The sequence below is a fragment of the Streptomyces sp. NPDC006923 genome (assembly GCF_040635655.1).
Lineage (GTDB): Bacteria > Actinomycetota > Actinomycetes > Streptomycetales > Streptomycetaceae > Streptomyces.
On the sequence record NZ_JBEYIF010000002.1, the window covers coordinates 1 to 11,643 of the forward strand.

Below are 11,643 nucleotides of genomic sequence, written 5' to 3' on the forward strand. Positions count from 1 at the left end.
TGCAACGTCGCCCCGATGTCCGACGTACGCGTCGTCGTCATCGACTGCACCGACACCGGCGCATCCCCACCAACCGCCACCGACCCGACCTGGATACGCCGCGAAACGCGGCGCGTCGCGATCGGCCGGGCCGGCAGCTCGGGGAGCCCCAGTGCGACAGGCTCTCCAGTGGTCATACCGTCACCGCGTCCCGGCGACGGTCTCGCGCACGGCGCGCAGCGACTCCTTGAGGGAGCCCATGGTCGCGAGGACGGCGGTCGGTTCGTAACCGCAGTGCGCCATGCAGTTGGCGCAGCGCGCGTCCTTGCCCCGGCCGTACTTGTCCCAGTCGGTCTCCTCGATGAGCTGCCGGTACGTGGGTACGTATCCGTCACTCATCAGATAGCAGGGCCGCTGCCAGCCGAACAGGGAGTAGTTCGGAATGGCCCACGCCGTGCACGGGAAGTCGGCCTTCCCTTCGAGGAAGTCCAGGAAGAGCGGCGAGTGATTGAGGCGCCAGCGGGCCCGGTTGCCTCCGGAAAACGCCTTCTTGAACAGCTCCCGCGTCTGCTCCACACCCAGGAAGTGCTCCTGGTCGGGGGCCTTCTCATAGGCATAGGCCGGCGAGATCATCATCTCGTCCACCTTCAGGTCGTCATTGAGGTAATTGAGCACCTCGACGATGGTCTGCGGGGTGTCCGTGTTGAAGAAGGTGGAATTGGTGGTCACCCGGAAGCCGCGCCTCTTGGCCTCCTTGATGGCCTCCACGGCCTCGTCGAACACTCCCTCCTTCGCCACGGACTCGTCGTGGCGCTCACGCAGCCCGTCGATGTGTACGGCGAAGGCGAAATACGGCGAAGGGGTGAATTTCTCGATCTTCTTGCGCAGCAGCATCGCGTTGGTGCACAGGAAGACGTACTTCCTCTTGGCCACAAGCTGCCGGACGATCTCATCGATCTGCGGATGCATCAGCGGCTCACCGCCGGCGATGGAGACCATCGGCGCCCCGGACTCCAGCACCGCTCCGACCGCCTGGGCAACGGGCATGCGCTGCTTCAGGACACCCGCCGGATGCTGGATCTTGCCGCAGCCCTCACATTTCAGATTGCAGGCGAAGAGGGGTTCCAGCTCGACGATGAGTGGAAACTTCTCTCGCTTCCGGAGCTTCTGTTCAAAGAGGTACGTCCCGACCCTGATGGTCTGACGAAGCGGCATGGCCATCTAGCTCACCTCCTGGGGAGCAGCAAAGAACGGTGCCATTCATAGAAAGCTGGAAGGACGGCACGGAGAACGCGGAAGGCCGATATTCCACCGCGCACTGTGCCAATACGGACGAGCTCATGCTCTGGAGCGTCCACGACCACCCGGACAGCCGCAACCGGGCGGGGCCCGGCGCTCAGCGCACTTCGGAGCGTGGCGGCGGACTCCATGTCCACCGCGACCGCCCCCGTGGCGCGCAGCTCGGCCCGCTCGTGGCCGCGCACCACATGGCCGGAGCCGGTGAGCGGACCCGTGTGGACCGTGTGGCCGGGCACGGCCCGGTTCAGCGCGTCGACAAGCAGCCCGGTACCCGTACAGCGGGTGGAGCCGTACGGGTCACGGGTCTCGTCGGCGACAATCAGATCACCCGGGTTCATCCCCGGGACGAGCCCCGCACAGAAGCCGGACGCGATGACGGCCGCCTCCCTGGTGCGGGGCTCTCCGAGCGCGCGTGTCATGGCGCGCTCGGCGTTCTTGGGCCCCATGCCGGTACGGAGGACGTTCACCGGCCCCGGTGCCTCGTCGTGGCCCGCGCCTCGCAGAGCGAATCGCTCGATGCCGAGCGCGCAGGCGATCAGCATCGGCACCGGCGGACCGGCCGGCTCCGGGGACCGATTCATCAGCCCCCCTTGCGGCTGCCCGCGCGGGCCGCCGCGGGCTCTCCGTGGACATAGCGGCCGAGCGCCGTGAGCGGGAACACCGCCCGATAGAGGTGGTAGTTGATGGAGAAGTCCCAGGGGAAACCGGTACCGGTGAAGTGCGGCTCGTCCCAGGAGCCGTCCGGCCGCTGGGTCTCGGTGAGCCAGGTGACGCCCCGCTCGGCGGCCTTGCTCTCCCGTCCCCCGGCCGCCAGGAGTGCGAGCAGCGCCCAGGCGGTCTGGGAGGCGGTCGACACGCCGTGGCCGATCCACTCCTCCTGGCGGTAGGAGCGGAGGTCCTCGCCCCAGCCGCCGTCCTCGTTCTGTACGGATTCGAGCCAGGAGACCGCGCGGCGGATCGCGGGGTGTGAGGGGGACAGCCCGGCGGCGGTCAGGGCCGGCACCACCGAGCCAGTGCCGTACACGTAGTTGACCCCCCACCGTCCGAACCAGGCTCCGTTGGTCTCCTGTTCGGCGAGAAGCCACTCCACAGCGCGCCGGGCGCCCGGGAGATGGGCCTTTCCCTCGTAGGCGAGCATCTCCAGCACATGCGCGGTGACGTCCGCGGACGGCGGGTCGATGACCTCGCCGAAGTCGCAGAAGGGCAGCCGGTTGGGGAGCGGACTGGTGTTGTCGGCGTCGAAGGCGGCCCAGGCGCCGTTCCTCGACTGCATGCCCATGTTCCACCGGGCACCGCGTTCGACGGCCGCGTCGAGCCGCTCGGGGTCGGGGTGGCTGACCCGGCGCAGCGCGAGGACCACCTCGGCGGTGTCGTCGATGTCGGGGTAGTTGTCGTTGTGGAACTCGAACGCCCAGCCGCCCGGGGTCAGTCCGGGCCTGCGTACGGACCAGTCGCCGGGGCGGACGATCTGCTCGCCGATCATCCAGTCGGCGGCCTTGACGAGCGCCGGATGGTCCGGGCTCAGGCCCGCGTCGGCCAGCGCGATGGTGGCGAGGCAGGTGTCCCAGACCGGCGACTGGCATGCCTCGATCATCCGGGCGCCGTCCTCGCGCCGGACGGCGAACCGGTCGAGCGATTCGAGACCGGCGCGCATGACCGGGTGGTCGAGGTCGTAACCGAGCAGATGGAGCGCGATCAGCGAGTAGACGGCGGGCGGCTGGATCCCGCCCCAGCAGCCGTCGCTCTCCTGCCGCTCAATGATCCAGCGCGCGGCCGCGTTCATCGCGGTGCGGCGCAGCGCGCGGGGCGCGACCTTGTGGTAAGCGTGCAGGAACTTGTCGAGGCGCTGGAACACTCCGTCCCAACTGGCCACCGGCGCGAGGGACTTGACCGGATTCGGATGGGCCGGGTCGGAGTGCAGCTCGTCCAGAGCGAAGGGGGCGGGCCGTACGGGCCGCTTCGCGGAGACGATGGTGAGCGGCACGATCGTCTGCCGTGCCCAGCAGCCGAAGTCATAGATGTTGAGCGGGAACCACCTGGGAAGAAACACCATTTCGGGAGGGAGTTCGGGGAGGTCGTCCCACTTCCACCAGCCGAAGAGCGCGAGCCAGATCCGGGTGAAGACCCGGCTCCCGGCGATACCGCCGTTCTCCCGGACCCACTGGGAGGCGCGTGCCATGTGCGGGTCTTCGGGACGGTCTCCGGCGAGCCGGAGGGCGACATACGCCTCGATGGTGGCGGAGAGTTCGGCGGGGCCGCCGAAGAAGGTGGCCCAGGTGCCGTCCGCGCGCTGTTCGCCGCGGATGAAGAGGGCGGCGGCCTCGGTGGTGTCCGCGTCCTGGACACCAAGGAACTGACGGAGCATCAGGTCTTCGGCGTCCATGGTCACATTGGTTTCCAGGTCGCCCTTCCACCAGCCCTGGGCGTCCTGCAGGCCGAGCAGATGCTCGACGGATCGTGCGGTGGCCCGCTCGGCGGCGGCCAGGAGGTCACCGTCCGCGGCGGACGTGGTATCGGTCGGTTCGCTGGCCGAGGCTGCGCGGGGTCCCACGGCCCCGGGGCTTCCGTCGGTCGTCGCTGTCATGGCTTCCCCTTCGTGCAGTGGTCTTCTGCTGTGCTGGGGTCTCCGTCGTCCGGCGCCGTGCGGCGCCGGACGGCGACTGCTTCTGGGGTCCGGGGCTATCCCCCGGATGGGGCGGATATGGGAATGGTGATCATCTCTTCCGTACGACGACGAAGTCCGCCAGCGCGATGAGCTGCGCCCGGACCTCTTCCGGCATGTCCACACCATCCAGGGCCTCGATGGCGACCGTGTGCTGCCGGCGGGCCTCCTGAGAGGTCCACTCCCGGCCGCCCGCCTCCTCGATCAGCGCCGCCCTGGTGGCGAATTCCGCCTCCGAGAAACTCTCGAAGTCATTGCTCTTGGCATCGGCGGCGAGCAGCTCCGCGAGCCGTCCCGACGCCGGGCCGCCGGCCGCGAGCGCGGCGACCACCGGCAGGGACTTCTTGCGCTGGCGCAGATCGCTCCAGGTCTGCTTGCCCGTGGCCCCCGGGTCGCCCCAGATACCGAGCAGATCGTCAACGGCCTGGAAGGCGAGCCCGAGGTGGTAGCCGTACGCCTCCAGCGTGTCGGCCGTCCTGTCGTCGGCGCCGCCGAGCACCGCGCCGATGGAGACGGCGCAGGCCAGCAGCGCGCCGGTCTTGTTGCCCTCCATCTCCAGACACTCCTCGACGGTGACCCGTTCGCGGTGCTCGTAGGAGATGTCCTGCGCCTGACCGTCGATCAGCTTGCGGGTGGCGGTGGTCAGCCGGCGGGTCGCGCGGCCCGCCTCCACGGTGCCGATCTCCAGCAGCACCTCATTGGCGAGTGCGAAGAGAGCGTCGCCGACGAGGATCGCCTGGGCCGGACCGTGCACCTTCCAGACCGTGTCCCGGTGGCGTCGCTGCTCGTCGCCGTCCATCAGATCGTCGTGCAGCAGCGAGAAGTTGTGGACCAGCTCGACGGCGACCGCGCCGGGAATGCCCGTCTCGGGAGCCGCGCCGGCCGCCTCGGCGGAGAGCAGCGCGAGCGCCGGCCGCACCGCCTTGCCGCCGTCACCGTCGGCGGGCCGGCCCTCGGCGTCGATCCAGCCGAAGTGGTAGGCGGCGACAGTGTCCATCGGTGCGGCGAGCCTGTCGACCGCGGCGCGCAGCACCGGCGTCGACATCTGCCGCCCGCGCTCCAGCAGCGCGAAGACGCCCGCTGTGTCGGCAGCCGAATTCGCCGGGGGCACAGTCGGCACGGTCTCTCCTCTTGTTCCAGTACTCGTAGGTGCGGTGCTCGGGCTCATGCCGCCTCCTGCAGGGGGTGTTCATGGCGGCGGCCGAGCTCGGAGAGTACGGCGCCGGCGGCGTTGAAGCCGCTCCGCACCGCGCTCTCCATGGTCGCGGGCCAGCCGGTGGCGGTCCACGCGCCGGCCAGGAAGAGACCGGGCACGCGCGTACGGGCCGCGGGGCGCAGCCGTCCCACGCCGGGTGTCGGCGCGAAGGTCGCCGTCCGCTCCCGGGTGACGAAGAAGTCCCGCACCTCCGCGCCCCGGCTCGCGGGCAGCAGGCGCTCCAGCTCGGGGAGGTAGCGCGCGCGCAGCTCGGAGACGGGCGTGTCGATCTCGTCCTCGGCGGCCGACTGGGACACCGCCAGATACTGGCCCTCCTTGAGACCCGAACTCTCGGTGCGGTCGAAGACCCACTGGACCGGGCTGCCGAGTGCCGCGAAGAACGGGCGGCGCAGCACGGCGCGGTCGTACACGACATGCATGTTGAGGATCGGCGCGGTGCCGATGTCCAGCAGCCGGTCGGGGGCGTCGAGCGCGCCGTCCGGCAGCAGGCCATGGGCCTCCTGCTGGGCCACGGCGAGGACGACGGCGTCCGCGTCGAGCCGCTCACCGTCCACCTCGACGTGCCAGCCGCCCTCCGCCACGCGGGAGACCGCGCTCACGCGGACGCGGGTCTCGGTCCGCACACCGGCGGAGTCGAGGGCCTTGCGCGCCAGTGTGTCGTGCAGCTCACCGAGCGGGACACGGGCCCAGCCGATGTCGGCGGCGCCCGCCTCGGACAGCAGACCGGTCTTGAAGACCATCGCGGCGAGCCCCATGGAGGCGTGCGCCGCGGTGGCGTTGAGCGTGGCCACACCGACCAGGTCCCAGAGGGCCTCGATGGTCCGGTCCGACTGCCCGTGCAGGCCCAGCCAGGTGGCGAAGTCGATGCCGTCCAGCGCGGGATCGGCCGGGTCCAGCCGCTTGAGGGCGAGCGCGGCACGCCCGACCGAGAGGCGCTCGGCGACGGAGAGATGCGGATACGCCGCCAGTCCGGCGGCGAGATGCAGCGGTACGGGCAGGGCGTTGCGGCGCAGCCGTCCGAGCCGCGGCCCGCCCGCGCGCCCGACATCGAGAACCGGCACGTCCAGCCGGTCCTGCAGCGGCGCGAGCGCCGCGCCGTCCACCCGGTCGAGGAACCACCGGTACGCCGTGCAGCAGCGCAGATACACATGCTGGCCGTTGTCGACGGTGAGGTCGCCGCGCCGGAACGAGAAGGCGAGACCGCCGAGGCGCGGACGCCCCTCGAGAAGGGTCACCCGCACCCCCGCGTCGGCGAGCTGAAGAGCGGCGGTGATCCCGGCGAGTCCCGCGCCGACCACAACGGCGTGGCGGGGGCGCGAGTCGTCGGCAGTCGTCATGCGTGCCCTCCTTGGACCGTTGCAGTCAGGGACGCGTCAAACGGGTGCGGGGTTGCGAGCAGCCGGCGCGTGGGCGTGTGCGGAGAAAAGGGCGCGTGCGCGACCGTCCCCCGCAGACCTCGCGGACTCACGCCACCCGGCACCACACCCCGCCCGCGCACCCCTCCTGGGCCGCCGGGCCGCATCAGCCCCGCCTCCTGACGGTCTGCCGGGAGATGTTCCGGGCGTCGAGCCCGGAGAGCCCGCGCACCGCGACATACGCCTTCTCGCGTCCGGGCAGCGAGACCCGGCCGCGCAGGACGGCCTCGGGGTCGCGTTCGATGCGGTCGAGGAGACGGCGGTAGATGCCGGCCATGGCGGCGACACACGCGCCGCTGCGCCGGTCGAGCATGGGCAGCAGACGGTAGCCCTCGGCGAACAGCGCGCGGGCCCGCCGGACCTCGAAGTGCACCAGGCCCGCGAAGTCGGACCCGGCGGGCGGGGTCGCGCTGTCGAAGCCGGTGGAGCAGCCGAACTTGGCGAGGTCGTCGGCCGGGAGATACGTACGGCCGTCGCCGGCGTCCTCGCGTACATCGCGGAGGATGTTGGTGAGCTGCAGAGCGAGCCCCAGGGTGTCGGCGTACTCGGAGGCACGCTCGGCCCCGGGCGCGCCCGGCCCGGTGCCGAACACACCGAGCGAGAGCCGCCCAATGGCACCCGCGACACACCGGCAGTACACCTTGAGGTCGTCCCAGGTCTCGTACGTGTCGCCGCGGACGTCCATCAGGACACCGTCGATCAGCTCGTCGAGCCCGCCGAGCGGGATGGGGAAACGGCGGGCCGCGTCCGTCAGCGCCACCGCGACCGGGTCGGTGTCGTCCTCCTCCACAGCGCCCTCGCGGATCCGGCCCAGCAGGGCACGTGTCTCCTCGAGCCGCGCCTGCTTGGTCTCCGGCGCGAGCGCGCCGTCACCGATGTCGTCCACCCGGCGGGAGAAGGCGTACAGCGCGGACATGGCCTGCCGCTTGTCGGTCGGCAGCAGCCTGATGCCATAGGCGAAATTACGGGCCTGCTGCCCGGTGACGGCCTCGCAATAGCTGTAGGCCGCCAGTACCGGCGCGGACATGGGCGTCTGTCCCTCCACGTTCCGGCTCACCCCTCTCTGTGCGCTCTTCGCAAGACAGCTCCCACTTCGCGCAGCAGACGCGGCTTGGTGGGCTTGGGCGGTCCGGGGAGCACATCGTGCCCGGCGGCCGCGATCGAAGCGAGGGCGGCGCGCCCTCCGGCCACGAATCCGGCGAGCAGCAGCCGGAGCCTGCCATGGACGCTACCCACCAAGGGGGTGCCTTCATTCAGCAGCTCACGGGCGCGCTCGGCTTCGTACGCGATCAGCGCGCGCACCGAGGCGTTCCCGGTGGGCGCGGCCAGATCCGCTGCGGAGACATGGAACCGCTTCATGTCCTCGGCGGGCAGATAGATACGGTCGCGGCCCAGGTCCTCGGTCACGTCCTGGAGGTGTTCGATGATCTGCAGTGCCGTGCACACGGCGTCGGAGTGACGGACGCGCTCCGGGCTCGCGGTGCCGGTGATGCCGAGAACGAGACGGCCGACCGGATTCGCGGAGAGCTCGCAGTAGGCGAGGAGATCGTCATAGGTCTCGTAACGGCGGACCTGCTGGTCCTGGCGGTTGGCCGCGATCAGGCCGAGAAACGGCTCGGGCGTGAGCGAGCCGCGCCGTACAGTCGGTCCGAGGGCGCGCAGCAGCGGGTGGCCCGGGGCCCGGCCGGCGGGCTCGAAGACACGCCGCAGATCGGCCTCGAAGGCGTCCAGCACGGCCAGTCTGTCCTCGGCGCGCGCCGGGTCGACTCCCAGATGCCGGGCGTCCGCCCCGCCGGGAGCGAGATCGCCGTCGCCGATGTCGTCGACGAGCCTGGCGTAGCCGTACACGGCCATCAGGTCGTCGCGCCAGGCGCGTGGCAGAAAGAAGGGGGCCACGGGGAAGTTCTCGTCCGAGGCCTTGTCCAGAGTCGCGCGCGCGGAGGCGTCGGAGCGCACCTGCGGTGTGCCCGTCACCGTGGACTTCCTGGTACAGGGACGGCGGAATCCACGCGGAGCTGGAGATTTTCCGTCATTGCCGTCACATCTCCCGTTCTACACTGCCGACCCAATACATCCTATTTCGGACACGCCGCCCGTCTTCTTGAGTACATAAGGCTGCTTGGCAGGTGGGACGCCCAGGGGGTATCACCCCACTTGCCGTGAATCAGCACCAGCACAGCTTACGTTGTACAACCATGAGAATCGCGCCGGGGTACAACGCACATGACAAGAACACTGCGATACCGGCCAACCTTCCCCGGCGCCACGGTACTTGACTGATCTTTGACGATCCGCGGACGCCGGTGGACCCGGCGCACGGCGCGGCCCCCACCGGATCGTCCGGCGGGGGCCGCGTCGAGAGGCGACGACCGCGAGCGGTGGACCGGGCTACTTGCCGGTCTCCTTCTCGTACGCCTTGATGACCTCGTCGGTCGGACCGTCCATCAGCAGCTCACCCTTCTCCAGCCACAGCACCCGGTCGCAGGTGTCCCTGATCGACTTGTTGCTGTGGCTGACGAGGAACACCGTGCCCGCTTCCTTACGCAGCTCCCGGATCCGCTGCTCGGAACGGATCTGGAACTTGCGGTCCCCGGTCGCCAGCGCCTCGTCGATCATCAGGACGTCGTGGTCCTTGGCGGCGGCGATGGAGAACCGGAGCCTGGCCGCCATGCCCGAGGAGTAGGTCCGCATCGGGAGGGTGATGAAGTCGCCCTTCTCGTTGATGCCGGAGAAGTCGACGATCGACTGGTACCGGTCGCGGATCTGCTCGCGTGTCATTCCCATGGCCAGGCCGCCGAGGATGACGTTCCGCTCGCCGGTCAGGTCGTTCATCAGCGCGGCGTTGACGCCCAGCAGGGAGGGCTGGCCGTCGGTGTAGACCTTGCCGCTCTCCGTCGGCAGCAGACCGGCGATGGCACGGAGCAGTGTCGACTTGCCGGAGCCGTTGGTACCGATCAGGCCGATGGCCTCGCCGCGGTACGCGGTGAAGGTGACCCCGCGGACGGCGTGGACCTTGCGGACGCCCCGCGCCTCTCCCTTGCCGCGGCGGAGCATACGGCTCAGAGCCGCGGTGGCGCTGCCCTTGCCTCCGCCGCCGCCGTTGACGCGGTACACGATGTGCACCTCGTCGGCGATGACGGTCGGAACACGTCCCTGCTTGTTGTCGTCAGCCACGGCCGTACCGTTCCTCAGCCTTCCAGAAGTACACGAAGCCGACGACGCCCAGGATCACGGCCCACAGCAGCGCGGCGAACCAGACGTGCGCGGGCAGATTCGACGCGCCGTAGCCGTCGATCAGCGCGTACCGGACGAGGTCCATGTAGATGGCCGCCGGGTTGTACTGGAGGACGTCGGCGATCCAGGACGGCTTGTCCTTGAGCATCAGCGGGATGGAGAACATCACGCCCGACGCGTACATCCAGGTACGCATCACGAACGGCATGAGCTGGGCCAGGTCGGGCGTCTTGCTGCCCAGCCTGGCCATGATCAGCGCGAGACCGGTGTTGAACAGGAACTGGAGCGCCAGCGCGGGCACCACCAGCAGCCAGCTCAGCCTCGGGTAGCTGCCGAAGGCCACCGCCACCGCGACCAGCACGATCATGGAGAACAGCAGTTGCTGGAGCTGCTGGAGCGAGAACGAGACCGGCAGCGACGCCCGGGGGAAGTGCAGGGCCCGGACGAGCCCCAGATTCCCGGAGATGGCGCGGACACCGGCCATCACCGAACTCTGGGTGAAGGTAAAGACAAACACCCCGGTGACCAGGAACGGGACGAAGACCTCCTGCGGGATGCCCTTCTTGGTGCCCAGGATCAGGCCGAAGATCAAGTAGTAGACAAAAGCGTTCAGCAGGGGCGTCGCGACCTGCCAGAGCTGGCCGAGCTTCGCCTGGCTGTACTGGGCCGTGAGCTTCGCCTGGGAAAAGGCCAGGATGAAGTGGCGCCGGCCCCACAGCTGCCGGACGTAGTCGGCCAGGCCGGGCCTGGCACCGCTCACCGCCAGGCCGTATTTGGCGGCGAGAGCCGCGGGGGTCAGACCGTCGTCGGGCGACGGCGGGGCGCTCACAGCGATCGCGCCCTCATGGGTTGTGTCACTCACAAGTTGAAACTTTCGTGTTCAAGATGCGCAGCCGGTCGGGCGCAGGCGCGGACGGCCAGGACCCGGAAGTATGCCCGATGCTCTCAGAACCGAGCTTGTCAGATGACAGGCGGTCGGCCCAGCCGGGTCAGCCGCCATACCGTACGCCACTTCATGGGACGGCGCGGACCGCACGGTGTCGCCCAGCCCTCGCGGAATCCGCCGAGCCAGGCCCGGAGAGCCGCCGGGTGGGGGCGCCGCACAAGGGTGAGCAGCAGCCACACCCCGAGATAGAGCGGGACGACGGGCGCGGGCAGATTGCGGCGGGCCAGCCAGACCCGGTTGCGTGCCACCATGCGGTGGTAGACCGCGTGCCGGGACGGCGCCGTCGTCGGATGGTTGAGCACCATGTCCGCGCGGTAGTCGATCATCCAGCCGGCGTCCAGCGCCCGCCAGGCGAGATCGGTCTCCTCGTGGGCGTAGAAGAATTCGCCCGGCAGGGCGCCGACCTCGGCGAGGACCTTCGTCCGTACCGCGCTGGCGCCGCCGAGGAAGGTCGTCACCCGGGACGAGCGCAGCGGATCCGAGGCGCGCAGCCTCGGGACGTGCCGGCGCTGGGTGAGGCCGGTCTCGGGATCGGCGATCCGGAAGCTGACGATGCCGAGCTCGGGATCGGCGCCGAACGCCTCCCGGATCAGCTCGGCGGTGTCGGTGTTCGGCAGCAGTCCGTCGTCGTCCAGGAAAAGCAGGGCGTCCACGTCCGAGCCGGCCGGCCCGAACGCCTCGATGCCGACATTGCGGCCGCCCGGGATGCCGAGATTCGCGGGCAGCTCGACCGTCCGTACGCCGGCGGGAACGGCGCCCACCGGGGCGCCGTTCCCCACCACGACGACCTCGACCGGGTCGCCCTTCTGCCGGGCGACCGAGTCGAGAAGCGCACGCAGCTCGTCGGGGCGTTCGCCCATGGTGATGATCACCGCGCCGAGCCGCATGCGGC

At 70.0% G+C, this 11,643-nt stretch carries 11 protein-coding genes; all 11 read right to left on the minus strand.

Annotation, left to right across the window (positions count from 1 at the left end; translation table 11 throughout):
- On the minus strand, positions 1 to 176 hold a 176-nt coding region (locus ABZ707_RS03425; RefSeq protein WP_360168390.1), incomplete at its 3' end, for a flavodoxin-dependent (E)-4-hydroxy-3-methylbut-2-enyl-diphosphate synthase.
- Between the two features lie 4 nt (positions 177 to 180).
- Positions 181 to 1,200: an adenosyl-hopene transferase HpnH gene (gene hpnH, locus ABZ707_RS03430; RefSeq protein ID WP_360167014.1), complete on the minus strand. Its 1,020-nt coding sequence runs from the start codon at positions 1,198 to 1,200 to the stop codon at positions 181 to 183.
- A gap of 5 nt (positions 1,201 to 1,205) precedes the next feature.
- Positions 1,206 to 1,859 carry a 1-hydroxy-2-methyl-2-butenyl 4-diphosphate reductase gene (locus ABZ707_RS03435; RefSeq protein WP_360167017.1) on the minus strand — a complete coding sequence of 218 codons (654 nt, stop codon included), beginning with the start codon at positions 1,857 to 1,859 and terminating at the stop codon, positions 1,206 to 1,208.
- A complete protein-coding gene (shc, locus tag ABZ707_RS03440) occupies positions 1,859 to 3,862 on the minus strand; it encodes a squalene--hopene cyclase (protein ID WP_360167020.1) in 2,004 nt (667 codons plus the stop codon). The genes ABZ707_RS03435 and shc overlap by 1 nt, the downstream gene beginning before the upstream one ends.
- Positions 3,863 to 3,992: 130 nt before the next feature.
- Positions 3,993 to 5,108, minus strand: a complete 1,116-nt coding sequence (locus ABZ707_RS03445; RefSeq protein ID WP_360167023.1) for a polyprenyl synthetase family protein — start codon at positions 5,106 to 5,108, stop codon at positions 3,993 to 3,995.
- Positions 5,105 to 6,493: a hydroxysqualene dehydroxylase HpnE gene (hpnE, locus tag ABZ707_RS03450; RefSeq protein ID WP_360167026.1), complete on the minus strand. Its 1,389-nt coding sequence runs from the start codon at positions 6,491 to 6,493 to the stop codon at positions 5,105 to 5,107. The genes ABZ707_RS03445 and hpnE overlap by 4 nt, the downstream gene beginning before the upstream one ends.
- 184 nt (positions 6,494 to 6,677) lie before the next feature.
- Positions 6,678 to 7,598, minus strand: coding sequence for a presqualene diphosphate synthase HpnD (gene hpnD / locus ABZ707_RS03455; RefSeq protein ID WP_360167029.1), 921 nt, complete (start codon positions 7,596 to 7,598; stop codon positions 6,678 to 6,680).
- A 26-nt stretch (positions 7,599 to 7,624) separates the two neighbouring features.
- Entirely contained in the window at positions 7,625 to 8,545 is a 921-nt protein-coding gene (gene hpnC / locus ABZ707_RS03460; protein WP_360167032.1) for a squalene synthase HpnC, read from the minus strand.
- A 414-nt stretch (positions 8,546 to 8,959) separates the two neighbouring features.
- Complete coding sequence (locus ABZ707_RS03465; RefSeq protein ID WP_360167035.1) at positions 8,960 to 9,745, minus strand: ABC transporter ATP-binding protein; 786 nt, start codon at positions 9,743 to 9,745, stop codon at positions 8,960 to 8,962.
- The gene (locus ABZ707_RS03470) at positions 9,738 to 10,667 is read right to left on the minus strand and encodes an ABC transporter permease (RefSeq protein ID WP_360167038.1); all 930 of its coding nucleotides are present in this window, start codon (positions 10,665 to 10,667) and stop codon (positions 9,738 to 9,740) included. The genes ABZ707_RS03465 and ABZ707_RS03470 overlap by 8 nt, the downstream gene beginning before the upstream one ends.
- Positions 10,668 to 10,765: 98 nt before the next feature.
- Complete coding sequence (locus tag ABZ707_RS03475; protein ID WP_360167041.1) at positions 10,766 to 11,638, minus strand: glycosyltransferase; 873 nt, start codon at positions 11,636 to 11,638, stop codon at positions 10,766 to 10,768.
- Positions 11,639 to 11,643: the final 5 nt, after the last annotated feature.

Coding starts and splice junctions, on each gene's coding strand:
- hpnE (WP_360167026.1), bottom strand. CDS start 6,493: ATGACGACTGCCGACGACTCGCGCCCCCGCCACGCCGTTGTGGTCGGC.
- shc (WP_360167020.1), bottom strand. CDS start 3,862: ATGACAGCGACGACCGACGGAAGCCCCGGGGCCGTGGGACCCCGCGCA.
- ABZ707_RS03475 (WP_360167041.1), bottom strand. CDS start 11,638: ATGCGGCTCGGCGCGGTGATCATCACCATGGGCGAACGCCCCGACGAG.
- ABZ707_RS03435 (WP_360167017.1), bottom strand. CDS start 1,859: ATGAATCGGTCCCCGGAGCCGGCCGGTCCGCCGGTGCCGATGCTGATC.
- hpnD (WP_360167029.1), bottom strand. CDS start 7,598: ATGTCCGCGCCGGTACTGGCGGCCTACAGCTATTGCGAGGCCGTCACC.
- ABZ707_RS03445 (WP_360167023.1), bottom strand. CDS start 5,108: ATGAGCCCGAGCACCGCACCTACGAGTACTGGAACAAGAGGAGAGACC.
- hpnH (WP_360167014.1), bottom strand. CDS start 1,200: ATGGCCATGCCGCTTCGTCAGACCATCAGGGTCGGGACGTACCTCTTT.